The 24,114-nt window shown below is 50.4% G+C and carries 30 protein-coding genes, 2 tRNA genes, 2 rRNA genes and 1 pseudogene; 10 read left to right on the top strand and 25 right to left on the bottom strand.

Annotated elements, in window-relative coordinates; translation table 11 throughout:
• Positions 1-185: 185 nt before the first annotated feature.
• From KNP67_RS13280 to groES, 4 genes are all read right to left on the bottom strand, one after another.
• A complete protein-coding gene (locus KNP67_RS13280) occupies positions 186-488 on the bottom strand; it encodes a hypothetical protein (RefSeq protein WP_214756784.1) in 303 nt (100 codons plus the stop codon).
• Positions 489-506: 18 nt separating this feature from the next.
• Complete coding sequence (locus tag KNP67_RS13275) at positions 507-1,565, bottom strand: AbiH family protein (RefSeq protein ID WP_214756783.1); 1,059 nt, start codon at positions 1,563-1,565, stop codon at positions 507-509.
• 196 nt (positions 1,566-1,761) lie between these two features.
• Positions 1,762-3,402: a chaperonin GroEL gene (gene groL / locus KNP67_RS13270; RefSeq protein ID WP_214756782.1), complete on the bottom strand. Its 1,641-nt coding sequence runs from the start codon at positions 3,400-3,402 to the stop codon at positions 1,762-1,764.
• Positions 3,403-3,444: 42 nt separating this feature from the next.
• Positions 3,445-3,729, bottom strand: a complete 285-nt coding sequence (groES, locus tag KNP67_RS13265; protein WP_021065365.1) for a co-chaperone GroES — start codon at positions 3,727-3,729, stop codon at positions 3,445-3,447.
• 213 nt (positions 3,730-3,942) lie between these two features.
• Between groES and KNP67_RS13260 the strand changes: the two genes are divergently transcribed.
• The 4 genes from KNP67_RS13260 (at position 3,943) to KNP67_RS13245 (ending at position 5,796) form a co-directional block, all read left to right on the top strand.
• Positions 3,943-4,638, top strand: a complete 696-nt coding sequence (locus tag KNP67_RS13260) for a CPBP family intramembrane glutamic endopeptidase (protein ID WP_251128785.1) — start codon at positions 3,943-3,945, stop codon at positions 4,636-4,638.
• Between the two features lie 16 nt (positions 4,639-4,654).
• On the top strand, positions 4,655-4,864 hold the full coding sequence (locus KNP67_RS13255) for a YdiK family protein (RefSeq protein ID WP_021065367.1): 210 nt from the start codon (positions 4,655-4,657) through the stop codon (positions 4,862-4,864).
• Positions 4,865-4,993: 129 nt separating this feature from the next.
• Positions 4,994-5,425: a hypothetical protein gene (locus tag KNP67_RS13250; RefSeq protein WP_214756781.1), complete on the top strand. Its 432-nt coding sequence runs from the start codon at positions 4,994-4,996 to the stop codon at positions 5,423-5,425.
• 92 nt (positions 5,426-5,517) lie between these two features.
• The gene (locus tag KNP67_RS13245; protein ID WP_029596198.1) at positions 5,518-5,796 is read left to right on the top strand and encodes a hypothetical protein; all 279 of its coding nucleotides are present in this window, start codon (positions 5,518-5,520) and stop codon (positions 5,794-5,796) included.
• 33 nt (positions 5,797-5,829) lie between these two features.
• Here KNP67_RS13245 and bsh read toward each other — a convergent pair whose 3' ends face one another.
• The 3 genes from bsh to KNP67_RS13230 form a co-directional block, all read right to left on the bottom strand.
• The gene (bsh, locus tag KNP67_RS13240) at positions 5,830-6,804 is read right to left on the bottom strand and encodes a choloylglycine hydrolase (protein ID WP_029596199.1); all 975 of its coding nucleotides are present in this window, start codon (positions 6,802-6,804) and stop codon (positions 5,830-5,832) included.
• 259 nt (positions 6,805-7,063) lie between these two features.
• On the bottom strand, positions 7,064-7,477 hold the full coding sequence (locus KNP67_RS13235) for a hypothetical protein (protein WP_214756780.1): 414 nt from the start codon (positions 7,475-7,477) through the stop codon (positions 7,064-7,066).
• Positions 7,474-7,632 (bottom strand): hypothetical protein, encoded by a 159-nt coding sequence (locus tag KNP67_RS13230; protein ID WP_029596201.1) that lies wholly within the window; start codon positions 7,630-7,632, stop codon positions 7,474-7,476. The genes KNP67_RS13235 and KNP67_RS13230 overlap by 4 nt, the downstream gene beginning before the upstream one ends.
• A 114-nt stretch (positions 7,633-7,746) precedes the next feature.
• On the opposite strand from KNP67_RS13230, the gene KNP67_RS13225 reads away from it, so the two are divergent.
• On the top strand, positions 7,747-8,106 hold the full coding sequence (locus KNP67_RS13225; protein WP_035385696.1) for a TM2 domain-containing protein: 360 nt from the start codon (positions 7,747-7,749) through the stop codon (positions 8,104-8,106).
• 40 nt (positions 8,107-8,146) lie between these two features.
• On the opposite strand, the pseudogene KNP67_RS13220 reads toward KNP67_RS13225, so the two are convergent.
• Positions 8,147-8,734, bottom strand: a pseudogene (locus KNP67_RS13220) (NADPH-dependent F420 reductase); the annotation flags it as partial.
• 156 nt (positions 8,735-8,890) lie between these two features.
• On the opposite strand from KNP67_RS13220, the gene KNP67_RS13215 reads away from it, so the two are divergent.
• The gene (locus KNP67_RS13215; protein ID WP_029596204.1) at positions 8,891-9,073 is read left to right on the top strand and encodes a PspC domain-containing protein; all 183 of its coding nucleotides are present in this window, start codon (positions 8,891-8,893) and stop codon (positions 9,071-9,073) included.
• 32 nt (positions 9,074-9,105) lie between these two features.
• On the opposite strand, the gene KNP67_RS13210 is transcribed toward KNP67_RS13215, so the two are convergent.
• The 4 genes from KNP67_RS13210 to KNP67_RS13195 form a co-directional block, all read right to left on the bottom strand.
• Positions 9,106-10,452 (bottom strand): FAD-dependent oxidoreductase, encoded by a 1,347-nt coding sequence (locus KNP67_RS13210; protein ID WP_214756779.1) that lies wholly within the window; start codon positions 10,450-10,452, stop codon positions 9,106-9,108.
• A gap of 191 nt (positions 10,453-10,643) precedes the next feature.
• Positions 10,644-11,432, bottom strand: a complete 789-nt coding sequence (tatC, locus tag KNP67_RS13205; protein ID WP_214756777.1) for a twin-arginine translocase subunit TatC — start codon at positions 11,430-11,432, stop codon at positions 10,644-10,646.
• Positions 11,433-11,434: 2 nt separating this feature from the next.
• A complete protein-coding gene (locus tag KNP67_RS13200; protein ID WP_021065382.1) occupies positions 11,435-11,653 on the bottom strand; it encodes a twin-arginine translocase TatA/TatE family subunit in 219 nt (72 codons plus the stop codon).
• The gene (locus KNP67_RS13195; RefSeq protein WP_029596207.1) at positions 11,653-12,309 is read right to left on the bottom strand and encodes a redox-sensing transcriptional repressor Rex; all 657 of its coding nucleotides are present in this window, start codon (positions 12,307-12,309) and stop codon (positions 11,653-11,655) included. Before KNP67_RS13195 ends, KNP67_RS13200 begins: the two co-directional genes overlap by 1 nt.
• 149 nt (positions 12,310-12,458) lie before the next feature.
• On the opposite strand from KNP67_RS13195, the gene KNP67_RS13190 reads away from it, so the two are divergent.
• Positions 12,459-14,360 carry an ABC-F family ATP-binding cassette domain-containing protein gene (locus tag KNP67_RS13190; protein ID WP_214756775.1) on the top strand — a complete coding sequence of 634 codons (1,902 nt, stop codon included), beginning with the start codon at positions 12,459-12,461 and terminating at the stop codon, positions 14,358-14,360.
• Positions 14,357-14,764, top strand: coding sequence for a hypothetical protein (locus KNP67_RS13185; protein ID WP_029596209.1), 408 nt, complete (start codon positions 14,357-14,359; stop codon positions 14,762-14,764). The genes KNP67_RS13190 and KNP67_RS13185 overlap by 4 nt, the downstream gene beginning before the upstream one ends.
• A gap of 70 nt (positions 14,765-14,834) precedes the next feature.
• On the opposite strand, the gene KNP67_RS13180 is transcribed toward KNP67_RS13185, so the two are convergent.
• The 8 genes from KNP67_RS13180 to KNP67_RS13145 form a co-directional block, all read right to left on the bottom strand.
• Positions 14,835-16,162, bottom strand: a protein-coding gene (locus KNP67_RS13180; RefSeq protein WP_214756773.1) for an IS3 family transposase whose coding sequence is annotated in 2 segments (ribosomal slippage) — positions 14,835-15,793 and positions 15,793-16,162 — 1,329 coding nt in all. Because the reading frame shifts where the segments join, the coding sequence is not laid out codon by codon here.
• 139 nt (positions 16,163-16,301) lie between these two features.
• Positions 16,302-16,868: a hypothetical protein gene (locus KNP67_RS13175; protein WP_131472770.1), complete on the bottom strand. Its 567-nt coding sequence runs from the start codon at positions 16,866-16,868 to the stop codon at positions 16,302-16,304.
• 14 nt (positions 16,869-16,882) lie between these two features.
• Complete coding sequence (tsaD, locus tag KNP67_RS13170; protein WP_214756771.1) at positions 16,883-17,905, bottom strand: tRNA (adenosine(37)-N6)-threonylcarbamoyltransferase complex transferase subunit TsaD; 1,023 nt, start codon at positions 17,903-17,905, stop codon at positions 16,883-16,885.
• A complete protein-coding gene (gene rimI, locus KNP67_RS13165) occupies positions 17,877-18,362 on the bottom strand; it encodes a ribosomal protein S18-alanine N-acetyltransferase (protein ID WP_214756769.1) in 486 nt (161 codons plus the stop codon). The genes tsaD and rimI overlap by 29 nt, the downstream gene beginning before the upstream one ends.
• Entirely contained in the window at positions 18,355-19,011 is a 657-nt protein-coding gene (tsaB, locus tag KNP67_RS13160; protein ID WP_214756767.1) for a tRNA (adenosine(37)-N6)-threonylcarbamoyltransferase complex dimerization subunit type 1 TsaB, read from the bottom strand. The genes rimI and tsaB overlap by 8 nt, the downstream gene beginning before the upstream one ends.
• Complete coding sequence (gene tsaE / locus KNP67_RS13155; RefSeq protein ID WP_214756766.1) at positions 19,008-19,457, bottom strand: tRNA (adenosine(37)-N6)-threonylcarbamoyltransferase complex ATPase subunit type 1 TsaE; 450 nt, start codon at positions 19,455-19,457, stop codon at positions 19,008-19,010. Before tsaE ends, tsaB begins: the two co-directional genes overlap by 4 nt.
• 106 nt (positions 19,458-19,563) lie before the next feature.
• Positions 19,564-19,640 (bottom strand) — tRNA-Met (locus KNP67_RS13150).
• Positions 19,641-19,665: 25 nt separating this feature from the next.
• A tRNA-Met gene (locus KNP67_RS13145) sits at positions 19,666-19,742 on the bottom strand.
• A 139-nt stretch (positions 19,743-19,881) separates the two neighbouring features.
• Here KNP67_RS13145 and KNP67_RS13140 point away from each other — a divergent pair.
• Positions 19,882-20,664 carry a sporulation protein gene (locus KNP67_RS13140; protein ID WP_021065391.1) on the top strand — a complete coding sequence of 261 codons (783 nt, stop codon included), beginning with the start codon at positions 19,882-19,884 and terminating at the stop codon, positions 20,662-20,664.
• Here the strand turns inward: KNP67_RS13140 and KNP67_RS13135 are convergent.
• Positions 20,659-21,291 carry a uridine kinase family protein gene (locus KNP67_RS13135; protein ID WP_214756765.1) on the bottom strand — a complete coding sequence of 211 codons (633 nt, stop codon included), beginning with the start codon at positions 21,289-21,291 and terminating at the stop codon, positions 20,659-20,661. The genes KNP67_RS13140 and KNP67_RS13135 overlap by 6 nt on opposite strands.
• Positions 21,292-21,342: 51 nt before the next feature.
• On the opposite strand from KNP67_RS13135, the gene KNP67_RS13130 reads away from it, so the two are divergent.
• On the top strand, positions 21,343-21,720 hold the full coding sequence (locus KNP67_RS13130) for an HIT family protein (protein ID WP_029596217.1): 378 nt from the start codon (positions 21,343-21,345) through the stop codon (positions 21,718-21,720).
• Positions 21,721-21,729: 9 nt separating this feature from the next.
• Here the strand turns inward: KNP67_RS13130 and KNP67_RS13125 are convergent, their stop codons facing one another.
• The 4 genes from KNP67_RS13125 to rrf (KNP67_RS13110) form a co-directional block, all read right to left on the bottom strand.
• Positions 21,730-22,668: a coiled-coil domain-containing protein gene (locus tag KNP67_RS13125; RefSeq protein ID WP_214756764.1), complete on the bottom strand. Its 939-nt coding sequence runs from the start codon at positions 22,666-22,668 to the stop codon at positions 21,730-21,732.
• On the bottom strand, positions 22,661-23,530 hold the full coding sequence (locus KNP67_RS13120; protein ID WP_021065395.1) for a GNAT family N-acetyltransferase: 870 nt from the start codon (positions 23,528-23,530) through the stop codon (positions 22,661-22,663). Before KNP67_RS13120 ends, KNP67_RS13125 begins: the two co-directional genes overlap by 8 nt.
• Positions 23,531-23,634: 104 nt before the next feature.
• Positions 23,635-23,750 (bottom strand): 5S ribosomal RNA (gene rrf / locus KNP67_RS13115).
• A gap of 114 nt (positions 23,751-23,864) precedes the next feature.
• Positions 23,865-23,980, bottom strand: a 5S ribosomal RNA gene (rrf, locus tag KNP67_RS13110).
• Positions 23,981-24,114: the final 134 nt, after the last annotated feature.

Below are 24,114 nucleotides of genomic sequence, written 5' to 3'. Positions count from 1 at the left end.
TCTGTCGTTGATAAATCTATTCTTTTCTATTTTTCTGGAAGATGACTTGTACTAATTATAGTTCAGTAGCTTTTTTTTGTGGACCCCTTATCATCGAACTATGCATTATTTTGTAAAAATTCTTCGTTCAGCGCTATAAAAAAAATGAGCATCGTGTCCAATTTGGACGATGCTCATTTAGATAATCAATATTGGCATAACTCATTATACGTTGCTTCACTAATCTCATCGTACCCGTAGTCACAAAAATACTCGTATGCTTCCGCACCCCAATCCCGTTCTTCTGTTAAATAGAATATTTCTTCTTCCAACTCTTCGTTTCTCTCTCGGAGATTCTCTAATTCTTCAACCATCTCTAGATACTCTTGATATTGCTCTTCCTCATATTCAAACGCTTCTGCTCGCCCTTCCATCCCACGCTCTGCTTCTTCAGCGGCGTGATCCGCATTGGCTCCAAATTTATCAATTCCATTGCAACTTCCTAACAAAAAAAACTTACTAATATATTATTTTTGAAGTATTTTATTGTTATTAGTGACAGAATAGTCATTTTCAATAAGATTTTCAAAATTAAATATTTTTTGAGTATCAAATTGAATAAAAATCCGATTTCTTAATTCTTGATTGATTTCATTTTCACTTTGAATGAGCAACTTATCTTTCCACTGATTCTGTTTGTTAAGCATTTTGTGGATGAACTTATTTAAGGATTTTTTATCGTGCTCATACGCATATATAATAACATTGCTTGAAGAATCATTTTCAAGATTTTCTATAATTTTTTGCCACCAATACTTATCCGATTCTCCCAAAGACATTCCAAATACTATTATTAAATTACTTTCCTTTAATAATTTTGTGGCTTTTTCAAGTCGTAAAGTTGAGGCTTTTTCATTAGACTTTGTTTTGATAAGCATCATTTGCAAATCTTCATCTGTTGAATAAACTCCACATAATTGTGATTCGTCATTTACTCCCATTAATGTTTGCGTTTGAGAATAACCATGAATATGAATAGGTTCACTTATTTTGATACTAGAATTAGGATTTTTTCTAATCCAATTCATAACCATATCTTCAAAAATTTTCGTATAATTAAAAACAATAAAATTTCTTTCTTGATTTTGATTATTAGTTTTTTTATAAATTTCATTCAAAAGGATTTGATCTCTTTCATCCAATTTAATTGGGTGAAGAATTGATTCTTGAAAAACTTCATTTGATTTAAATGTAAATTTATCTAAATTAAGTGATATTAATTGGTCATCGATAAAATTTGTAAATTCATCTACGAATTCTTCAAAATCTTCAATAAAACTGTTCAAATTATCCTTATCATTAATCTTGTCAACGTATCTTCCAATGGCCATCTCGAAATCTGACCAATCAATTTTCGCTACGTTATTTTCTTGAGTCTCAAAACGTTCCTCTATTATAGATTTAAAAATTTCATTATTTAAATTTATATCGTTGCTGTTTTCCAAATAATCATAAAAATCAGAATATCTAGTCTTCAATCCAATATGAATATCCAAACCATTACCAATTAAATATGTAACTTTCATAGATCACATGCCAACTCTCTATATTTTTTAGGTGAAAAGCAGATAAGTAAATTTTATTGTAGGTAAAATCAAACATGAGAAAATACATTTATTCCCTCTCTATTTTTTCATGTTTCAACTAATTTATCAATAAACATAATAAAAGAAACCATCCACCAGCTTTCGCTGATGAATGGTCTCCATTAGAACGTATGACTTACATCATTCCGCCCATTCCACCCATGCCGCCCATGTCAGGCATGCCGCCGCCAGCGCCTGCTGGTTCTGGCTTGTCTGCGATGACCGCTTCCGTTGTGAGGAACATAGCTGAGACAGATGCTGCGTTTTGAAGCGCTGAACGCGTCACTTTCGCCGGGTCGACGATTCCGTGTGCAATCATGTCGACGTACTCGCCAGTCGCGGCGTTGTAACCGATGCCGACCGATTCGTTCTTGAGCTTCTCGACGATGACCGAGCCTTCTTCACCCGCGTTTTCCGCGATTTGACGGACCGGTGACTCAAGGGCACGGAGGACGAGTTTCACACCTGTCGCCTCATCCGCTGTCACTTCGGAAAGAAGTGCACGAACGGCTGGGATGACGTTGATGAACGCCGTACCACCACCTGCGACGATGCCTTCTTCGACGGCTGCGCGTGTCGCGTTGAGCGCGTCTTCGATGCGGAGCTTACGTTCTTTAAGCTCTGTCTCTGTTGCTGCGCCAACTTTAACGACAGCTACGCCACCTGCGAGTTTCGCGAGACGCTCTTGGAGTTTCTCACGGTCGAAGTCAGACGATGTCTCTTCGATTTGGTTGCGGATCGTTTGCACGCGTGCTTTGATCGTTGCTTCGTCTCCAGCACCTTCGACGATTGTTGTCGTGTCTTTCGTGACGACGACTTTCGATGCGCGTCCGAGCTGGTTCAATGATGCCGACTTGAGCTCGAGGCCTAGGTCTTCCGTGATGACTTGGCCGCCTGTGAGCGTCGCGAGGTCTTCGAGCATCGCTTTACGACGATCGCCGAATCCTGGTGCCTTGACCGCGACCGCGTTGAACGTACCACGGAGCTTGTTCAAGACGAGTGTCGCGAGTGCATCGCCTTCGATGTCTTCAGCGACAATCAAGATCGGTTTCCCTTGTTGTACGACTTGCTCGAGCACTGGGATGATTTCTTGGATGTTCGAGATCTTCTTATCCGTGATCAAGATGAACGGGTTGTCGAGCACCGCTTCCATCTTGTCTGAATCTGAGATCATGTATGGTGATAAGTAACCACGGTCGAACTGCATCCCTTCGACGACGTCGAGTTCAGTCGTGAAACCGCGTGACTCTTCAATCGTGATGACGCCGTCGTTGCCGACGCGCTCCATCGCTTCCGCGATCAACTCGCCGACTTCTTCGTCCGCTGCCGAGATGGCCGCGACTTGGGCGATTGCTTCTTTCGACTCGATCGGTTTCGAGATGAGCTTGAGTTCTTCGAGTGCACGACGAACGGCTTTGTCGATCCCTTTACGGAGAATCATCGGGTTCGCGCCCGCTGTCACGTTTTTGAGACCTTCACGGATCATCGCTTGAGCGAGGACTGTCGCCGTTGTCGTACCGTCCCCTGCGACTTCGTTCGTCTTCGAGGCGACTTCGGCAACGAGCTTCGCGCCCATGTTTTCGAAGTGGTCTTCGAGTTCGATTTCTTTCGCGATGGTCACGCCGTCATTCGTGATGAGCGGTGAGCCGAACTTCTTCTCGAGGACGACGTTGCGTCCTTTCGGTCCGATTGTGACTTTTACCGCGTCAGCGAGTGCGTCGACACCGCGAAGCATCGCGTGACGTGCGTCTTCTGAGAATTTGATTTCTTTTGCCATTGTTCATTTCCCCCTAAAAAAGTTTTTGAAGAATGGTGAGTCTTAGCCTACGATTGCGAGAATGTCGCTCTCTCGAACGATTAAGTATTCTTTGCCTTCATGCTTCACTTCGGTACCCGCGTATTTTGAGTAGATGACCAGATCATTTTCTTTGACGTCGAGCGCGATCCGCTCACCTTGGTCCGTGACGCGGCCAGTACCGACTGCGAGGACGCGTCCTTGTTGCGGCTTCTCTTTCGCCGTGTCAGGAAGCACGATGCCTCCGATCGTCTTTTCTTCTTTCTCCACGACTTCGATGATGACGCGATCGCCTAGTGGTTTTAACATAGAAAAAACCTCCTCCGAATATGAATGATGTATCGTTGAATCGTAAGTTTTAGCACTCGTCAAAAAGGAGTGCTAACATTGATTAGTGTAGTATGAGACGCCTGAAAATGCAAGCGGGAACATCGAAAAAATGCTCCCACTCGCGGTCAAGAGACCTTATTTGTTACAATGGTTAAAAGGAACGTTGACTCTTAGGAATAAGGACGTGTTGAATTGGCTACACTAAACTCAAACCAATCGATAAATACCCGTTTTTCGATGGCGCCTAACATTCGGATTCGGCATATCATCCCGATTCTGCTATACGCGTTTGTTCAATTCTTTCCGGTATTGATTAGCGGAGTGCGTCCAGAATGGATCACGCCGACGGCAACCGGACTCTGGTTCGCCATCGGATTCAGCTTGACGATCGTCATCTCGCTCTTCCTGCTTCGTCCCGACTTGAAGCTGTATAAGCAACAAGGGATCCAGGCGAACTTGAACGACACGGTCAAATGGATCGGACTCGGAATTCTCATGCAGTACGGGCTCGTCATCGTCGCCAACTTGATTGAGACGTGGATCTCGGGTGATGTCATGGGGTCACAGAACACCGAGGAAATCGCGGATATCGTCCGTCTCGTCCCGGTTATGACGCTCTCAGTCGTCTTGCTAGGCCCAATCATGGAAGAGATTCTGTTCCGCCACATCTTGTTTGGTAACTTGAGCGCCCGCTTCGGGTTCTGGATCGCCTTCGCGGTTAGCTCGCTCTTGTTCGCGCTCATCCATGGTGACAACAAGATTCTTGTCTATGTCGCGATGAGCTTCGCCTTCACGGTCGCGTATGCCAAGACGCGTCGCTTGATTGTGCCGATCGCGATTCACGCGTTTAACAACGCGCTCGTCATGGTCGTATTATTCTTAATGTAGAAATGAGGTGGCATTGATGCCGCGACACTTAAAAGTTATGTTTTTGTTCAGTCTCTCTTTCGGGATTCTGTTCACCGTCCTCGCCTACTACTCGGTACAAGAGTACGGCTTCAGCTTCTGGACGTACTTCATCATCGCCGTAGCCGCGTATGACTTCTTCAAGGTGTATCAGATTTTGACGCTCGCCCGAAAAGCGAAAAAAGAAAAGACCGATAAATCGGCATAACGAAAAGACCAAGCGCGCAGCTTGGTCTTTTCTTATGGATCACTTTCTCCCAAACCAAGGATTCAAGATTGTAAAATAAAGGTATTAATCATTTATAGTAGTATAAAAATGGTAAAGGGAGCTGGTTGTATGTTTAAGAAGATGATGAATAACGTAGCGGTCACAGTCCCACTCGAGGCGTCCAAACTTCAATCGTTCATAAGTCCAAAAATCCCCGAGCTGTCGGATGTGACCGTCGAGATCACAAACGGACAATTGATTTTAGCAGGGTCAAAGAAAGTCGGGGTCGCTTTCTTCTCGAAAGATGTTCGGATGAAACTGACATTGGTGCCAAAAGAGATTCACGGGCGGAAAATTGTGTTCACTGTCGTAAAGGTCGAGCCGACGGATAAAGAAATCTTCAACGACAAGTTTTTAAACCACTCGCCTTATATCACTTACGATGCTCGAACACTGACGCTCGACTTGAGTGCGATCGGCCCGCTCCAAAAAGTGAAAGTCGGCAACATCAAGTCACTTGCGTTAGAAGAAGGACGTGTCGTTTTAGTCATCGGCGCATGAACATCCGCTCTGACTCATCCTGGCTCTTTTTTGAAAAAGAAATCAATCTGCGTTATATTTGATAGGTTAACTATCAAATAAGGAGAGGTATGATGAAGAAAGCAATTCTCGCGATGGTCGCTTCCCTGTTTCTCGTCGCCTGCTCAAACGAAGACGACTTGTCTACATACGAAGAGTATGGCGTGCTCGAGGAGACGATTGAAATCGCACAGTATGAACCGAAAGTCGAGACGGACAACGACGGCAACCGCGTCATCTTGTTCTATGCAGGTGAACGTGTCGCCTATAAGAGCGTCTATGTGAAAGACGAGCGTCACCTGAAAGTCATCAGCACGGACGATGAGCCCCCGCTTTATAACGACACGCTATAAAACACAGCCCCCTTCGCGCGAAGAGGGCTGTTTTCAATTCTCGTAATGAATCTGTTGCTCATTTTGTAGTCGATACGTGATCAATCGCTCGCTGTCTAACGGTTCATGGAACAGCGACACGGCCGTGATTTGGTTATTGTCATACGTCCGATAATAATAGATGCCATCGTCGACGTTACAGCACGAGGAATAGATGGTGTACTCGTACGTCCCATCTTCCGCCTCGTTCAAGCCCCGCGTTTGCATCACCGTATCCAACAGTTTGAAAAATTGTCCGACCGCGGACGCCTCGGTCGGTTCACAGACCGAGTTGAATGTGGCGAACGTTGCCCGGACGAATCGCGATGTCGACGATAACTCACCCGGCAATCCCTGCCCGCCCAATCCGAGACAATAGGCATCGAGGTTCAATGTCGGTGCGAACGTATTGGCCGGCAGCTTCGTCGAGATGTGCCGATAATCGTTCAGATTGAATAGCTGATACTCGAACGACGGATTGTTCGTCAAGACCCCGACTGGATTGTCGTACACGCGCAACCCGTCCGCCATCGGCTCAACAACAATCGAGGTATCCTTGTCGGCGATCATCCAGTGCAGCGGGTGAAGCGGGAGCGCGTCGCTGAAATTGAGATTGATCAGATGAATCGTCGCCAGTCGCTCTTTCACTTCCTCGATTGTCGCGCACTGCCCGAGGATCCACGGGATGAACTCGAACGGGGAGACGTTGTCTCGTCCGTCGACTTTTGGCTTGAACACGGCATTCCCCGGGAAGTTCAACCCCGCCATGCTGAGCCCTTTCTCGTTCGTCGCCTCGTAATAGAGTGGATAGTCTTCCACGACGGTCGCCATCCCGATCATCGCGTAATGGTTCGCATTCTCGCCCATCCGTCTGAAGTTGAACGGATAGTGTCGGGGCGTGATCGTCACTTGTTCGTGATAGGACACGTTCAAGTCTAAGTTTCTGCCGAAGTAGTGGGCGTGCGGAGCGTACGTGATTGCTGTACACATAACAAGACTCCTTCCATTCCAATGCATACAATAACAGCACTCTTTGTCCTATTCACGTTATCGAGGAACTTCAACCAAAGACCGGTCAGGCTTTCACCTGACCGGTCTCGAAGTCTTGACACTCATTCATCATGTACATTCCTTTCAACGCGTGGATGAAATCGATGCCATAGTAGCATCGTTATCGTTAGCTAGTCTGCATCAAATAAGCTCAAGAATACAAACAAAAATATCGCGTCGGCCAGGTCTTCCCGCTATGTTATGCGTGACGTTCGGTAGAAGGTTCGAGGTCTTGAAAAAACCAGAGACCAAAGCCCTTTAACCCGAAGATGAGTGCCAACCCGTAATGCATGAGAGCACGCAAGGAATGGTCGAGTGTCTCGACACGGAACGAGATGAAGAAGCCGATCATCAAGAGGACAATCACGACGCGAAGCGTGAACGTACTTGCCTGTTCCCCGATGGCCTTCCCTCTCGCGTCACCTTGTGCATACGCCACGTCACGGCGCCAGTAATAGAGGACGAACGCGAACGACATCAAAGTACTTTGAGGCACGTCCCCGAGCAGCAGCTCCAATACGACAAACCCGAGCATAACGCCCGTCCCTAGTTTTAATACCTCTTGATTCGAGAACTTCCCCCGAATACGTAGCATCGTTGGTGATTTTTTCATAACACAATAAACCCAACCGTCAACACACCATATAAGAAACCTAGTACGATCACACTGATGGCGATCGACTTATATTGCGGATATTTATGTAACACGACCGCTCCCGCGATGACGTGAATAAACGCGACGATGAACGTCACAATCGCAAAACCCATTGGTTCATTCCTCACTTCCAAAAAAAATAGAAAATCATGGGAATTCATCCGTTTCCCGGTACAATAAAGTCTGCATTCATTATATCAATTCTCGGAAAGAAGGCACATCCTATCATGAATTATTCACGTACCGATTTATCGACGGAGGAAATGCTCCTCGTCAACAGCGAAGTCGAGAAAAAGAAACGTAATCTCGTCGTCGCGTATTTGCTTTGGTTCTTCCTCGGCGGTTTCGGCGCACACCGTTTCTACTTTAAAAAGACAGGTAGCGCCCTTGGGATGCTAGCTCTTACGGTTGGTTCAATCATCCTTACCGTCGTCTTGATTGGTTTCGTTGGATTGTTCGTAGCAGGCATTTGGGCGCTCGTCGACGCGTTCCTCATGCCAGGCTGGCAACAACGCGAAGTCGAAGCCATCGAGCGCGAGACGATCGAATCGTTGAAGACTCGCTCTGAGCGTCAAGCTGCCTTTTAACGACCAGGACGGTCACGCCAATGCGTGACCGTCTTTTCTATTAGAAACTATTCTCTTTCAAGTAGAACGCGAAATTCCGGTGCTTCCGTTCTTTCGTCGCGTAATGAATCCATAGCCACGCGAGCGACTCGAGCTCCCGCGCCAGCTTCAAGTGCCGGAGCGTATGAGCGTCAAAGCCAATCTTCGAGGCGAGGTCTTGGACGGCCCGGACCGACTCCTGCTCGTCACCGGCGATGAACATCATCGACATGTTCGGGTTCTCCAAGTTCTCGACGCCGGTCTGGTTGAACGCCTTGACGATGCGGACGTGCGGAGCGAGCTCCTGCAGATGTTCGGCCCCTGATTTCCCTTCCGGCCGCTCGATGGCGTCAAACTCTTTCGCAATCGGATTCGTCACGTCGATGACAATCTTATCGTCCAAGTCCCGGAGCGATTGAATCAAATCGACGGCCGCCGCGAACGGCGTCGTCAGCAACAGGATTTGCGCGTTCGACGCCACTTCTTGGAGCGACATCGTCCCCTCGCGCTCCGAGCGCGTCCCGTACAACACTTCATAGCCAACGTCCTCGAACTTGCGCCCGAGCGTCCGTCCGACTTTCCCTGCTCCTAAAATACCAATCTTCATATAGTCCGACTCCCCTTCACAGTTCTTCGTCTGCGTGCCGTAGCCTTTCTCTTACCCCTTCCCCGGCTTCAGACGAAGAAAAACCTGTGTGCATTGTACGCTTGCCACCAATTTATATGGTAAAATTTTTATATCATATGTGAGATAGGAGCCATGCTTATGCAACGTCCGCTTCGCAAATCCGCCACGAACCGCTCACTCTTCGGTGTCTGCGGCGGCATCGCTGAATACTTCGAATTATCCCCGCTCGGCGTTCGTCTGCTCTTTTTAATCGTACCGGGGAACGTCCTCATCTACATGATTCTCGCCAACTCGATGAAGGACGCCCCACGCTATCTATAAAAAAACTCGGAAGCCGCGGCTCCCGAGTTTTTTTATGCGTTGACTTTATCTTTCATCGCCGCGAGCGCCCCACTGTTGATGAAGTGCCATGGCTTGTTGTAGTGCGGTTGGAAGAAGAAGTCGACATAGGCAAGCTCTTCAACCGTCATCTCGTTTTGGATGGCGAGCGACAACGTGTTGACCGCTTGCGTCATGTCCGCTTTCGAGAGGACTTGTCCTCCGACGACGCGGTGTGTGCCGACTTCATAGACGAGTTTGAACTGAACCGGTTCCGCTGTCGGCATGAACTCCGGACGGTACGCATCCTCAATCATGACGCTCTCGACGTCAAGACCGAACAGGCCGGCCGCTTCTTCCGTGAGACCTGATGAAGCAATGTTCCAATCGTAGAGACGGAGACCTGACGTTCCTTGCGTCCCTTGATAACGGACACGCGGTGCAATCAAGTTCTCTGCGACGAGCGTTCCCATGCGGACGGCGTTCGTCGCGAGCGGGATGTAGGCGTGTGTGCGCGCCGGGTTGTAATAGACGGCACAGCTGTCACCAGCCGCGAAGACGTCCGGGTTGCTCGTGCGCATATACTCGTCGACGATGATGGCGCCGTTGCCGAGCATGTCGACTTGGCCTTGAAGGAGTCCCGTGTTCGGGCGGAAGCCGACACAAAGGATGACGAGGTCGGCCTCGAACTCACCTTTATCGGTCACGACGTGTGTGACGTTTCCATCTGTACCACGGAACGCTTCGACCGTCTGGCCGAGCTCGAGGTCGATGCCGCGTGACGTCATATCTGCTTCAAGTTGATCCGTGAACGATTTGTCGAGATATTTGTTCAAGATGCGGTCGGCGCTATCGATGAACGTGACGTGTTTGCCGTACACTTCGAACGCTTCGACGAGCTCGACGCCGATATAGCCGGCACCGATGACGGCGATGTTCGTCGCGTCTTTTGCCCGCTCGATGATGCGTTGGGCGTGGCCATAGTTTTTGCAGAGCTCAATCCCAGTCATCTCGATGCCAGGAAGCGTCGGGACGATCGGCCATGAACCAGTCGTGACGATCAAACGGTCGAACGTGTCATAGACGTCTTCTCCCGTGTCTAGGTTTTTCGCATGGACCGTCTTCGCTTCCGTGTCGATGTTCAACACGTCGTGCTTCATGCGCATCGTCGCACCGAGTTCTTCGAGTTCGGTCGGTGACGCGTAGAAGAGCTCTTCAGCACGTTTGACGACACCGCCAACGTGGAGGGCGATCCCACACGAGAGGAAGCTGACGTTGTCGTTGCGCTCATATACCGTGATGTCGAGATTGTCGTGCTTGGCGAGTAATCCTTTGACGGCTGCTGTTCCTGCGTGTGTACATCCGATGACTGCGATTTTCATATGGTTGTCTCTCCTTTGAGTGTTAGGCAAGTTAGTGTTTGTGATAAATATCACATTTACTTTCTGAACTTAGTGTACTATTTCACAAGAAGGTTTGACAATCCTTTTGCTCACTTTTTCACGTAAATATGTCGAAAGTTTGAACACCCACTGTGACAACAAAAAAGCACCGTCCCGTTAAGGAACGATGCTCACTTCTCATTCATTTGTTTCATCAAATCCATCTGCTCTTTCACCATCGCCTCTTTCTCACGACGGAGCACGCCCCGGTACGTGATGCGTGAAATCGATAAGCTGATTTCATACAAGAAGAAGAGCGGCAATGACACCATGAGATGCGACGTCAAATCCGGCGGCGTGATGAACGCGGCGATGACGAACAAGGCGAAGTACGCATACTTCCGAATTTTTGATAAGAAGTACGGCGTCACGACACCGATGCGCGTCAAGAACATCGTCACGACCGGCAACTGGAACAACAGTCCGAATGGGATGGTCAGTTGCAGCAAGAACGTGAAGTAGTTCGACGCCCCGATGATTTGCGTTAGCCCGAGGTCTTGCCCGAGGTCCGTCGAGATATCGAGGACGAGCGGGAACAACCAATAATAGGCGAACGCGAGACCGATCAGGAACAAGATGAAGATGATCGGGATATAGGCGAGCGTCGCTTTCCGCTCGTTCGGATGCAGACCAGGTGCGACGAACGCCCACAGTTGATACAGTAGAAACGGACCGGATGTGACGAGCCCGATGACGAGCGCCAAGTTCAAGTAAATCATGAGCGGGTCCGCGACCCCAAAGGCGTTCAGTTCGAGCCCTCGTTCGACGAGGTCCGCCTGCAGATAGGCGAGCACGTATTTGACACTCGGCAAAGCGATCAAAAAGAAGGCAAAGACGACAAATGCCGACAGCATCAGTCGTCTCCGCAGCTCTGTCAAGTGATCGGACAGCGCCCGCTCTTGATCAGGTTGATGATTCATGATTACTGCTCTTTCTTCTCAAGTTCTTTCTTATCTTTCTCGTCATGTTCGTTCATCATGCCGTTCGTGGCATTTTTGAACTCACGGAGCGTTTGACCAGCGGCGCGTCCGAATTCAGGCAATTTCTTCGGCCCGAAGATGATGAGCGCGACGATGGCGATAATGAAGATACTTGCGCCTCCTGGAATACCGACGACGAGCAACGATGATAGTAATTCCATTATTGATGGACCCCCTCAGCAGATGGATAGTGTTGCATAAAGTAAATGAGCGACTGGAGTTCGATCGACAAGTCGATGTGATGGACGCGGACCGTGTCCGGCACCGTAAGACGGGCCGGCGTGAAGTTCAAGATGCCTTTGATGCCGAAGCGGACCAAGTCGTCCGCGACAGGCTGCGCATAGGCAGACGGCACCGTTAAGATGGCGACGTCAATCTTGTTCTGTTTCATGATCTGTTCCATCTCATCGACGTGATGAATCGGGACACCGGACATCGTCGTGCCGACTTTTGTCTCGTCTGCGTCGAACCCGACGACGATATGTGTGTTATTGTTTTTAAGGAAGTTATAGTTGACGAAAGCTGTCCCAAGATGACCAACCCCGACTAAGGCGACGTTCGTAATCTCGTCCTGATTCAGTGTCTTACGGAAAAAGTCTAACAGATACTGTACGTTATAGCCATATCCCTTTTTACCGAGCGCACCGAAGTACGAAAAATCGCGACGGATCGTGGCCGAATCGACCTTGACCGCCTCGCTCAGTTCAGCAGAAGAGACACGCTGTTTTCCTGATGAATGTAGGCTTTGGATAAACCGATAGTATAGTGGCAACCGTTTGGCTGTCGCTTGCGGAATCTTTGGTTCGTTTTGACTCAACGGAAAGAGCCTCCTTTTTACGACGCGTTTCAAACGAATCTAATTTCATACACCTTGATTGTAAACGAATTCACATGACCACTCAATGAATATACCTGAAATGGGGAAGAAATAAAGTATACTAAATAGAGAGAAAGGGGTTTTTTCACTTGATCCTACTGCAAGTCAATAACTTATCGAAATCATTCGGCGTCGAGCCGATTTTAGAGAACGTCAAACTCGAGATTCAAGAAGGCGAACGTGTCGCCCTCGTCGGCCGCAACGGCGCCGGCAAATCGACGCTGCTCAAAGTCATCGCCGGGGAATACAACTACGATTCAGGTGACATCATGAAGCCGAAAGACGTCACCATCGGCTATCTCGCCCAAGATTCAGGGTTAGAGTCGAACGAGACGATTTGGAACGAGATGCTCACCGTCTTCACCGATTTGATCGAACAGGAGAAGACGCTCCGCCGCATGGAACAAGACATGGGTTCTGAGCGCATCTTGAACGACCCGGCCGCCTATGAGCGTCTGCTGTCGTCTTACGATGAAGAACAACACACGTTCAAAGACCGCGGTGGCTATCAATATGAGGCGACGATCCGCTCCGTCCTTCACGGGATGCGTTTCTATCCGGACGACTTCGAACGCCGCATCGATACGCTCTCCGGCGGACAACGGACACGTCTCGCCCTCGCGAAGATGCTGCTCCAAAGTCCCGACCTGCTCATCTTGGATGAGCCGACGAACCACTTGGACATCGAGACACTCGGCTGGCTCGAGAAGTATTTGAGCGGCTATAAAGGCGCCGTCCTCATCGTCTCCCACGACCGCTACTTCCTCGACCGCGTCGTATCGGTCGTCTATGAGCTGTCCCGCCACCGCAGCCGTCGCTTCGTCGGCAACTACACGAAGTACCTTGAACAGAAGGCTGCCATTTACGAGCAAGAGAAGAAGCAGTTCGATTCGCAACAAGAAGAGATCGCCAAGATGCAGGACTTCATCCAGCGTAACATCGCCCGGGCAACGACGACGAAGCGGGCCCAGAGTGTCCGCAAGCGTCTCGAGAAAGTCGACCGAATGGAAGCGCCGGACGGTGATGAGCGTAGTGCCGTCCTCTCGTTCTCGATTAAACGCCAAAGTGGGAACGACGTGTTGAGCGGCAGCGACCTCGCCATCGGCTATGAGGAACCAATCGCCCAGCAGCTCCGCTTCCAACTGCAGCGCGGCGAATCGGTCGCCCTCGTCGGCCCGAACGGAGTCGGCAAATCGACGCTCTTGAAAGTGTTGACGAAACAACAGCCGGCCCTTACCGGTGACATCCGCTACGGTACCGGCGTCGAAATCGGCTACTACGACCAGGAGCAACAGAACTTGTCGGATGCCAACCGCGTCATCGACGAGATTTGGAACGATTGGCCGCTCATGCGCGAACAAGAAGTGCGGAGCCTGCTCGGCCAGTTCCTGTTCAGCGGCGACGACGTCATGAAGCGCGTCCATGAACTGTCGGGTGGAGAGCGGGCCCGTTTGACGCTCGCGAAACTGAAGCTCGAGCAACCGAACTTGCTCATCTTGGATGAGCCGACGAACCACTTGGACCTCGACTCGAAGATGATTCTCGAGAACGCCCTCGTCGACTATCCGGGCACGATCCTATTCGTCTCGCACGACCGCTACTTCATCGACCGGCTCGCGACGCGCGTCTTAGAGATCACGCCGAACGGCATCGACGAATACCTCGGCGATTACTCATATTATGTCGAGAAGAAAGAAGAACTTGAAGAACTGGCCCGACTCGCCCGCGAAGAGACGAAACAAGTCATCGTCAAGAAACAGCGCGCCGACAAGGAGCAGCAACGTGAGGAACGCCGGATGAAACAACGGATCGAGGAAATCGAGCTCACCATCGAACAACACGAGGCCCGTCTCGAGGAAATCGAGCAGCTCTTGTGTGAACCGGACGTCTTCAACGACTTCGCTCGGGCACAGGAACTGTCGACCGAGTCCGACGCGACGAAAGAATCGATCACGGCACTGTATGCAGAATGGGAGGAGCTCCATTCATGATGCGATTCCGTGCGATGCGAATCGAATGGATGCACGCCTTTCTTACCGGTCTCGCCTATATCGTGCCGACGGGGACGGAATTCGTATCCGAGCTGATTCGCGGGGAACCGACGATCGTTCCGTCGTTCCTGTTTTATTTCCTGCCGGTCGTCATCGGCTTCATCATCCAGACGTGGAGCGGGATTGTGATCAGTTTGTTGAGCGGCCTACTCATGAGCACGCTGTTCATCCGCCTCGTCGTTTGGCCGGTCGACGTGACCGTCCACAACTTTTACACCCCAGGCTCGGTGTGGGGACACTTCTATCAGTCGACTCTCCTCATGTGGGTGCTCGCCCTGATCGTCTTCATCGTGAGCTGGGTGAACATGTGGTACAAACAGAACAAACATCATCCGGACGTATAAAAAAGGGAAGCCGTCTCCAACGTGAACTGAGCCCCGTAAAATGGACAGTTTAATAAAAAACCCACGTTTTCTATGCTGCGATCAGATGGCCCCGATATTGCTCCGGGGTCATCTTTTTTAGGTTCCATTGACCGCGTTCGCAGTTGTAATAGCTTATGTAGTCCCCGACCATCTCTCGGACTTCATCGACTGACCCGCACGAACGGTTGGTGACATAGTCCTTCAAATGACCGAAGAACGATTCGATCGGTGCGTTGTCGAGACAGTTGCCCCGACGTGACATGGACTGGATCAGTCCGAGGTCGCCAACGAGTTGCTGGTAGTCCGGATGGGTGTAGTGAAAGCCTTGATCCGAATGGATCATCGCCTCGGGATGCAGGTTCCCTTGGAGGTGATTTTCAAGTTTTTCCATCGTCTGAAAGACGAGGTCCATGTGAAGGCTTGTGGACAGCTTGTGCGCCACGATCTCGCGTGTGGCCACGTCCTTGACGCATGACAGATAGACGTTCTCGCCGGAGGCGATCGGGAGATAGGTGATGTCGGTCACGAATACCTTTCCGGGCTCGCTCTGTCGAAACTGACGGTTCAACAGATTCGGCACGACGCGATGCTCGTGCGTCGCCTTAGAGAGCTTCCGATAAGGATTCATCTTCCGGATTTTGGTGACGATGTTATACTTGCGCATCAGTCGGAGAATACGCTTATGGTTGATCCGGACGCCGAGGGTAGCGAGCACCTCCATGTACAGCCCCCGATAACCGATTTTGCCTTTATGGCTGTCATGGATTTTCTTGAGGAGTGTCGCATCTAGGTAATCACGCTCTTCCCGGAGGGACTCCGCCTCGGCACGGTTCAACCAGGCGTAATAGCCACTGCGGCTCACTCCGGCGATCTCACATAGTGGGCGGACGAGATTCTTCAGCTGTGCGATGCGGATGACGGTGTTGATGGCCTGATATTTCTCTGCTGGTGTCAGTTCGTATGTTTCGCCTGCCCTTCTAACTTCTCTAGCTTTTTTAAGAGCTCGTTCTCTGCCGTCAGGTATTTGATTCGTGCCTCTGCCTTCGCCAACCGTTTCTCCATGGACTCGTCTGTTTTCGGGCGTCCGCCTCCCGTAGCCTTTCCACGTTTATCGTTCCGGAGACCCTCTTCTCCGTCTTTCCGGAACGTTTGGCGCCAGCGATTCAACGAGGACTGCGCTTTTCGTTTCCCGATCACCGTCAGGTCGAATCCGGCCTCCGTGAAGATTTGTTGAGGTCCCTTTCCCTCCATATTCTCACGTACGGCCTTGACCTTGAACTCGGCGGTGTACTGGATCGAGCGTTCTGATACCGAAGCGACGTTCGGATTTTCTTCGAGCTGGTTGATTTGAGTCATATTGAAGGTGATTTTACTCATGGTTGTTTCTCCCGTCTGAATGAATAGGTTCATTATAGCGATTCGTATCCACACGAAAAACCCCGAATGATACACTTTTTTTCAAGTGTCTATCATTCGGGGTTCAGTTCAACGTGGAGACCGGCTTCCCTTTTAACAGTTAGAAATAACGTAGCGGCTGGAATCCGCGTGTATGGAAGTCGAGCTTGAGGCCGTCTTCCGTGATAAAGAACACGTACTCGTTCGTATCGACATCACGGACGAACACTTTATAAAACGTGAGTGTCTCCTCACGGTTCGTCACATACTTCGCCTCATGCGTCGAGATCACTTGCGCGAACAATTGCTCTTCGTCAAACTCGTTGACGATATCCTCGAACTTCGCCGCTTCTTCTTCGGTCGCTTCTCGTCCCGGCGCAATCTCGTAATATGCGTCGCTCGCTTTCGGCTGAACGCCGAGGTTGCGGTCGACGACGATGACGCTCTCGATATTTTGATCGTCTAAGCTCTTATAGCCGTACAACGTCTCGACGAGCGTGTTCTCACCCGTGACCCGGCCGATGCCTTCGAGCGATTCCGCTCCTGTGAGTGAAAGGACGCGTGTCGCTTCCGGCACGATTTCTTCTTGATAGGCGATATTATAGGCGCGGATAATCTCCCGTACTTGCAAAAACGTCGCGACGACGAGCAGTACGACCAGACCTCCAATAATGATGCGTTTCGTCATGTCTCTATTTCCCCCTAGACTGTCATGCTCTCTTCTAAGGATAACCCAGGAACCGCATTCATCGCCAGTGTATCGCGCTTTCCGCGCACATACGCGTGATGTGCCGCCACCCCGATCATACCAGCATTATCTCCGCATAGATCAAGTGGTGGGATGACGAGGCGGATGCCTTCGCGGTCCGTCGCTTCTTGAAGCGCAGTACGGAGTCCACGGTTGGCCGCGACGCCACCTGCGACGAGCAATTGTTTGGCTCCTTTTTCTTTTACGGCACGAATCGCTTTTTCGACGAGCACTTCGACGACGCTCGCTTGGAAGCTGGCCGCCAAGTTTTCAGGGATGACCGTCTCCCCACGCTGTTCGGCATTGTGGACGGCGTTGATAACTGACGACTTGAGCCCGCTGAAGCTGAAGTCAAAACTTCCTGCCTCGAGGCGAACCCGTGGGAACTTATACGTGTCTTCCCCGTTAGCCGCGAGACGGTCGATGGCCGGGCCGCCCGGGTAAGGCAGGCTGAGCGTTCGTGCGACTTTGTCGTACGCTTCTCCGGCCGCATCGTCACGCGTCTCACCGATGACTTCGAACACACCGTGCTCGGGCATATAGACGAGCTCTGTGTGTCCGCCTGAAACGACGAGACAGACGAGTGGGAACTCCATCTCCTCGACGAGTTCGTTCGCGTAAATATGTCCGGCGATATGGTGGACGCCGATGAGCGGTTTACTATGGGCGAACGCGAGCGCTTTGGCCGCACTGATGCCGACGAGCAGCGCCCCGACGAGACCAGGTCCTTGTGTGACCGCGACGGCGTCGACGTCTTGCATCGTCACGCCGGCTTCACTGAGGGCGTCATCGATGACGTACGTGATTCGTTCGACGTGGTGGCGCGAGGCGACCTCGGGCACGACCCCACCGAACCGTTTATGACTTTCAATCTGCGACGAGACGACGTTCGATAAGAGCGTCTTGCCGTCACGCACGAGCGCAACGGACGTCTCATCACAGCTCGATTCAATCGCGAGGATGAGCGATGTGTCCATCTGTTTCACTTCCTAACTTCGCCCAATAAATATAGGCGTCTTCATTATTGTCTTGATAGTATCGTTTCCGACGTCCGGCATTTTCGAAACCGAACTGTTCATACAGCTTTTGGGCGCCGATATTCGAGACGCGCACTTCGAGCGTGAGCGCCGCCAATGACTTCGAGCGAGCGAATTCAACGAGTTGCGTCAACAGCAGATTGCCGATGCCTTGTCCGCGATATTCCGGTAAGACGGCGATGTTCGTGATATGCCCTTCGTCCACGATTTGCCAGACGCCGACGAACCCGACGACGCGACGTTCATGGACGGCGACAAAATAGACGGCCTGCTCATTCTTGAGCATCTCGTTCATGAACGCTTCTTTCGTCCATGGGATGGCGAAGGACGCTTCTTCGACTTTGGTCACTTCCTCGACGTCGAGCCAATTCATGCGCCGAACTTTAATATCAGCCATTGTTTTGTCCCTCGAGCCATTTTGCTTCCGCTTCAGCGAGACGCAGATACTCAGGCTCAAACGCGTGGACATCGTCCGTGACGTCACCTAACGCGACGAGATCGCTTGCCCGGCCATAGCTATGCGCGGCCGGTGCTTCGGTATAGTCGTAAGACGCGAGTACGTCACGGAACGGCTCGACATCACCAACAACGACGAACGGTCCTGTGATGGTGGCTTCAAGCCAAGCAGCGACCGAGGCGTGACGGTCAGGTGTCACGGCCTCGTTCTGCTGATAGTGACCGATATACGCATTGCCACGACGGGCGTCGATGAGCGCGACGACCGGGAGCTCCGTATTCGGGGCCGCCGCCATGAGATGGAGCGCCGAGACCCCGACGAGCGGGAGTTGAAGCGTGTAGGCGAGCGTCTTCGCGGTCGTGACACCGATGCGGATACCCGTATAAGATCCCGGACCTGTCGTCACGACGATACGTTCGAGCTCGGTCGGTGTCCATTTGACCGCATTCATCAGTTGTTCAATCATCGGCATGAGCGTGACGGCATGGTTTTTCGAGACCATGACTGTCGCCTCGGCTTGAATCTGTCCGTGTTCGCTGAGGGCGACAGATAGACGTGTCGTCGCCGTATCAATCATCAGTTGCTTCATGCGAGCACCTCCTTCACCAGCGCATCATAGACGTCGCCGACGGGCGCGAACGTTAGTTGACGTTCCTCGTCCCCGACTCGCTCGATTGTGATGGCGAGCCGTTCCGTCGGAAGTGATGACTCGATCAAGTTCGACCATTCGACGATGGCGACACCATCGCCGTTGATGTATTCTTCGAGGCCGATATCGTCCCCCGTGTCTTCGAGACGATAGACGTCCATATGGTAGAGCGGCAAGCGCCCTTGGTATTGTTTCATGATGGCAAACGTCGGGCTGTTGACGTTACGCGTAACACCGAGGCCTTTACCAAAGCCCTGGGTGAACGTCGTCTTACCGGCACCGAGGTCGCCGTTCAACGTTATGACCGTCCCGGCTTTGACAAGTGTGGCCAACTTCTCTGCCACTGCCTGCGTCTCAGCCGCAGAATGGGTAATCAATGTATACATGATGTTTCTCCTTTAGTCGGTTCTAGCGATACGTACTCATTGTACACTCAATTTTACGCAAAAAAAAACACGAAACGTCATCGTTTCGCTATCTCATTTAAAAAATTGGTTGCGGGGGCTGGATTTGAACCAACGACCTTCGGGTTATGAGCCCGACGAGCTACCAGACTGCTCCACCCCGCGACGACATATGAAATTAAATAAAAATTGGTTGCGGGGGCCGGATTTGAACCGACGACCTTCGGGTTATGAGCCCGACGAGCTACCAGACTGCTCCACCCCGCGATGGTTTGAATTGTTTCGACATCCTCTATAATAAGTGAAGTAGTTATATAATGCAACCTTTTTCTTCATGTTTTTTCAGAATTGGAATCGGGAACATTTAAAAGAGTGCAATCTATAAGAGAAAAGGAGCGCGACCGTCATGTCGAAATGGGGTAATCGCTTTAAAAAATGGTTCTTTTCCGAACTGGACGCATCCGTCTATTTTCACACCGTCCCGTTCATTCCGAACGAGACCGTTCATGGAACGCTGCGGGTGTTGAACACCACTTCGCATGTCGTGCGCCTGCAAGAGCTAACGCTTAATTTTTTGACGACGTTCAAAGATATCACGCTCGAAGGCAATGAATTCAATCGGGAGGCCGACTTGCAAGAAGTTCCAATCGTCCTATCCGCCGAGCTCGAACCGGGTGCTGAAGAGCACATCCCGTTCACGTTCGATTTGACGATGTATGCCCCCTCCACCGCCGGAGCACCATACAGCGTCGAAGCGACCGTCTGGGACACCGACGGCAAACGGGTCTGGTTCGATGTCATCGAAAAAGTCGAAGTCGAACCGCTCCCTGCCTTGAAACGCTTGTTACAGGCGACCGAACATGCCGGGCTCGAGCTCATGTTCGTCCGTAACGTTATCGACCCGATCGGAGAAGAACGACCGTATCCATTCGTCGAGAAGTATGGATTCAAACCGGTCGGTGACTGGGCCGACGAGTTCGAAGTCGTCAAATCGTTCTGGCGGGTCGACGAGGACGGGGTCGACGTCTATTACTGGCTCGACAATATCGAGAAGCAACGTACACTCGAGTCAATCGCCAATGACGTCACGATGCGCCATCGCTCGCTCACGTGGGACCAACTCGAACGCGAGCAAGACCGGCTCGGCCTCGGCATTCAAGAGACGTTACGTAGCCACCGTTCTTCATGAGCGGTGGTTTTCAATTGTCCAAACATCGTTACTCGTCGAGACGATCGTTTGGAACTTTTCGCGCTGCGGATGCATGAACAGCTCGTATTGGAGTCGACGCTCTTCGTGCGAAGCCTGTAAATATGTGAGATCCATTCCCCGTTGCTGGATATCTCGAACGGAACGTCGCGCAAACTCAGTATCACTGTCGGTATATAGATAAGCCGAAACATCCCACGAATCTGCAGCGAGGAACGCGACGCTCATGCCTTCGATGATGGTGATCCGTTTTGTCGGGTCAATCCACGTTCGTTCAAGGTATGGAACGTCAATCGTGAAAAAACCGATCCCTTCACGCACCATACGAACATCACGCTCTAGTGAAGGTAGATGGTGCGCGGACGGATGACAAGCTGTCATCTTATAATGATGCTCCTGCCCGTCGACCGTGTAATCGAGCATAGCGCTCTTCCGTAACATCGAGTCCGTGATATATGGATCGGTATTGATGTAGTTTACGTCTCCGAGGCGCTCGCGTAGGGCGTCTGCAAATATCGCCTTCCCGGCACCCCCGTGTCCCGAGATGGCGATAATCGTGCGCTCCTCTCGTTCGGCCTGGGCAACCATCATATCAATCAATTCATTCATAATGCTCCCCCTTTTGGTACACTTCATATAGAAAGGAAGTGTACCAATCCGATGTCAACTTGTCCATTTTGTCATCCTCAACTTGACCCGTCTCAGACGATCGTCGCCGAGAATGAGACATGCTACTTCTTGATGCACGACCGTGAGCAGGACTTGCTCGTCGGCTCTGGCGTTATCGTCCCAAAACAACATCGGGCGACGACGTTCGATCTCACGCCTTCGGAATGGCGCGATACATACGAGTTACTCCACGAAGCAAAGTCCTTCCTCGAGAAGACGTATGGTCCTGATGGGTATACGCTTGGCTGGAACGTCGGAACGGCGTCAAACCAGACCGTCCCTCACGCCCACCTGCACGTTATCCCTCGATACGCCGACGGACCGCACGCGGGTAAAGGTTTACGCCATTGGTTGAAACGACCAGAATAACCAAACAGCTCATCGTGTGAGGATGAGCTGTTTTCGTTTCGTTTCTATTTCTTCGAGTTGTTGTTCTAGACGTTCTACTTCTCTCGTCATTTTCTCAATCAGTTGAGCGATTTCACGATCGAGTCCTTTTACCTTGTCTAGCGAATCATTGATTCGTCCATGCATCGTCCACTCAGAAAAGATGTCATCGAGGAAGTAGTCAGCGAATTGAACGAGCGAACCGCGTTCGATTTGTAAGCCACTGACGACTCCTTTCACGTCAGCCAACTCCCGCGAGAAGCGCTCGAGCGCAGCTTGAAGTTCATGCATCTTCCGTTCCGAAGCATCGATGGCATCATGTTTCATCGCTGTCGCAATCAAGCCGCCTCCAAAGAACGTATCATACGTCGACCAACCTTTCGCACTGTCGAGATGTTTAAGTGTTCTCGAGATGGCCGTCCGTGCTGAATTTCCAGCGACGATGGCTTCTTTATATTCAACAAGCACCTCATTCATTTTTACCTGTTGATCCGTGAGTCGATATAATTCTTCCCTAACAGTAAAATCTTGCTTCAAATGAGTTTCCTTCTCTTTTAGGAAGGTCTCCCATTTCGCGTCGATTCCACGATACGTCTCAAATGTTTCATATAAGTCACGACGCTCAAGCGCTAACTCATCCACCATCGCCTCATGTTCCCGTAACTTCAATTCGGCCCGGGCCGCCTCTTCTAATTCAATCGTTTTTTGTTCGTTGAATGTTCCCCTTAGCTTACACCATGCGTTGACGAGCGAGAATGAATCTAAGTCATAGACATCGCGCTGTTCCTTCGTAAACGAATTGAGAAGTTGCTTTCGCACAGCTTCATGTTCGGCAATTTGCTTGTCGAGTGTTTTTAATTTACGGGCGAGTCGGTCCCGTTCTGCCATCTGTTGTTGTAAGTCGTGGTGGGTTTGGTAGAGATCACTCATAACGTTTTATTCCTCCAGTTTCTTTTCGATAATATTCTAACAGGTCTTTGACGTGTACCCCGTCAATCGTTAAGCCGTCAATCGATGAGTCCTTGATTTGGACACCATCGAGCCGACAGTTTTCAAAAAATGTATTCGTCAGGTTTGTATGGAAGAACGTCGTCGGCCTCCCTGATTCGTACATGGTGACGAAACGATACTGAGAACCAGATAGATTCAAATCATCAAACTCCGTCTCTCTGAAGTTGATATTCCGAAATTGGCTCTTCGTGAAATTACAGTTGTGCGCCTGAAGCTCTGAGACGTTACTATTCGTGATGGAAACACGACTCGCATCCATCCCATACGCTTGAGCACCTGTAATGGAAAGCTCTTCATAGCGCAATATCATGTGATCTGTCCGTTGCTTCACTCGTTTGACGAAACAAACTTCCTGATCTGATTCGAAGACGGATTGGTAACCAGCTGCTCGATAAAATGCCACGTTGTTAGGTTGGGCTGTGGATGTCTCCAACTCCCAAATTCGAACAGTCGGATGAAGCTCCTCGATTGATTGTAGTGCCCGTTTCCCAATCCCTTTACCTTGTCTATATGGATGGATAAAGATGCGGTCTATCCGGCCATAATCTTGCCCTGTCAACGTCACGACGGCTCCACCGACGACTTGTCCTTCAAGCTCGATGACGTAGCATGTCAATTGTTCAATCAAGTACAGGCTCATCGCCTCGTCATCATAACCGGGTGGTTCAATATTTAAGTCTCGATATGGTAGTCGGAGACGGTCTGCCTCTTGTTTAAAACTTGCCCGTGAAACCTCAGTGAATATCGTCTGGTCTGAGGTTGTAGCTTCACGAATGTGCATGATGATTCCCCCTCTTCACGTGTTTATACGCAAAGAAAGAATTAAAGGTTTCGAGAACGACAAAAAAGGACGATCGAGCATTTGCTCAATCGTCCTTTGCGTTGGCCTAGCAACGTCCTATCCTCACAGGGGGAGACCCCCAACTACTTTCGGCGCTGAAGTACTTAACTTCCGTGTTCGGCATGGGAACGGGTGTGACCACTTCGCTATCGCCACTAGACAATTATTATATTAACATACCGATTAGGATAAAGCAATACTATTAGGTAATTTTGTTTAAAATAATCACATAAAGAAAGACGACCGAGCGGATGCTCGATCGTCTTTCGCGTTGGCCTGGCAACGTCCTATCCTCACAGGGGGAGACCCCCAACTACTTTCGGCGCTGAAGCGCTTAACTTCCGTGTTCGGCATGGGAACGGGTGTGACCACTTCGCCATCGCCACCAGACATCGAGAGATCGTTCTCTCAAAACTGAAGACTCATCAATTCATCCAAACCTTAGACTAGATCAAAGCCTCGACCGATTAGTATCATTCAGCTCCACACGTCGCCGTGCTTCCACCCATGACCTATCTACCTCA

The organism is Exiguobacterium sp. s157, assembly GCF_018618205.1.
Classification (GTDB): domain Bacteria; phylum Bacillota; class Bacilli; order Exiguobacteriales; family Exiguobacteriaceae; genus Exiguobacterium; species Exiguobacterium chiriqhucha.
This window is presented reverse-complemented; position numbering and strand designations above follow the sequence as displayed.

What these genes read in the sequence shown, in the direction of transcription:
- KNP67_RS13185 (WP_029596209.1), top strand. Translation starts at nt 14,357, where the DNA reads ATGATGCGATTCCGTGCGATGCGAATCGAATGGATGCACGCCTTTCTT.
- KNP67_RS13135 (WP_214756765.1), bottom strand. Translation starts at nt 21,291, where the DNA reads ATGAATGAATTGATTGATATGATGGTTGCCCAGGCCGAACGAGAGGAG.
- KNP67_RS13225 (WP_035385696.1), top strand. Translation starts at nt 7,747, where the DNA reads ATGAATTATTCACGTACCGATTTATCGACGGAGGAAATGCTCCTCGTC.
- KNP67_RS13250 (WP_214756781.1), top strand. Translation starts at nt 4,994, where the DNA reads ATGTTTAAGAAGATGATGAATAACGTAGCGGTCACAGTCCCACTCGAG.
- KNP67_RS13200 (WP_021065382.1), bottom strand. Translation starts at nt 11,653, where the DNA reads ATGGAATTACTATCATCGTTGCTCGTCGTCGGTATTCCAGGAGGCGCA.
- rimI (WP_214756769.1), bottom strand. Translation starts at nt 18,362, where the DNA reads ATGGCTGATATTAAAGTTCGGCGCATGAATTGGCTCGACGTCGAGGAA.
- KNP67_RS13215 (WP_029596204.1), top strand. Translation starts at nt 8,891, where the DNA reads ATGCAACGTCCGCTTCGCAAATCCGCCACGAACCGCTCACTCTTCGGT.
- tsaE (WP_214756766.1), bottom strand. Translation starts at nt 19,457, where the DNA reads ATGTATACATTGATTACCCATTCTGCGGCTGAGACGCAGGCAGTGGCA.
- KNP67_RS13230 (WP_029596201.1), bottom strand. Translation starts at nt 7,632, where the DNA reads ATGGGTTTTGCGATTGTGACGTTCATCGTCGCGTTTATTCACGTCATC.
- KNP67_RS13245 (WP_029596198.1), top strand. Translation starts at nt 5,518, where the DNA reads ATGAAGAAAGCAATTCTCGCGATGGTCGCTTCCCTGTTTCTCGTCGCC.
- KNP67_RS13130 (WP_029596217.1), top strand. Translation starts at nt 21,343, where the DNA reads ATGTCAACTTGTCCATTTTGTCATCCTCAACTTGACCCGTCTCAGACG.
- bsh (WP_029596199.1), bottom strand. Translation starts at nt 6,804, where the DNA reads ATGTGTACAGCAATCACGTACGCTCCGCACGCCCACTACTTCGGCAGA.
- groES (WP_021065365.1), bottom strand. Translation starts at nt 3,729, where the DNA reads ATGTTAAAACCACTAGGCGATCGCGTCATCATCGAAGTCGTGGAGAAA.
- KNP67_RS13140 (WP_021065391.1), top strand. Translation starts at nt 19,882, where the DNA reads ATGTCGAAATGGGGTAATCGCTTTAAAAAATGGTTCTTTTCCGAACTG.
- KNP67_RS13275 (WP_214756783.1), bottom strand. Translation starts at nt 1,565, where the DNA reads ATGAAAGTTACATATTTAATTGGTAATGGTTTGGATATTCATATTGGA.
- groL (WP_214756782.1), bottom strand. Translation starts at nt 3,402, where the DNA reads ATGGCAAAAGAAATCAAATTCTCAGAAGACGCACGTCACGCGATGCTT.
- tsaB (WP_214756767.1), bottom strand. Translation starts at nt 19,011, where the DNA reads ATGAAGCAACTGATGATTGATACGGCGACGACACGTCTATCTGTCGCC.
- tatC (WP_214756777.1), bottom strand. Translation starts at nt 11,432, where the DNA reads ATGAATCATCAACCTGATCAAGAGCGGGCGCTGTCCGATCACTTGACA.
- KNP67_RS13210 (WP_214756779.1), bottom strand. Translation starts at nt 10,452, where the DNA reads ATGAAAATCGCAGTCATCGGATGTACACACGCAGGAACAGCAGCCGTC.
- KNP67_RS13175 (WP_131472770.1), bottom strand. Translation starts at nt 16,868, where the DNA reads ATGACGAAACGCATCATTATTGGAGGTCTGGTCGTACTGCTCGTCGTC.
- KNP67_RS13255 (WP_021065367.1), top strand. Translation starts at nt 4,655, where the DNA reads ATGCCGCGACACTTAAAAGTTATGTTTTTGTTCAGTCTCTCTTTCGGG.
- KNP67_RS13125 (WP_214756764.1), bottom strand. Translation starts at nt 22,668, where the DNA reads ATGAGTGATCTCTACCAAACCCACCACGACTTACAACAACAGATGGCA.
- tsaD (WP_214756771.1), bottom strand. Translation starts at nt 17,905, where the DNA reads ATGGACACATCGCTCATCCTCGCGATTGAATCGAGCTGTGATGAGACG.
- KNP67_RS13120 (WP_021065395.1), bottom strand. Translation starts at nt 23,530, where the DNA reads ATGCACATTCGTGAAGCTACAACCTCAGACCAGACGATATTCACTGAG.
- KNP67_RS13235 (WP_214756780.1), bottom strand. Translation starts at nt 7,477, where the DNA reads ATGAAAAAATCACCAACGATGCTACGTATTCGGGGGAAGTTCTCGAAT.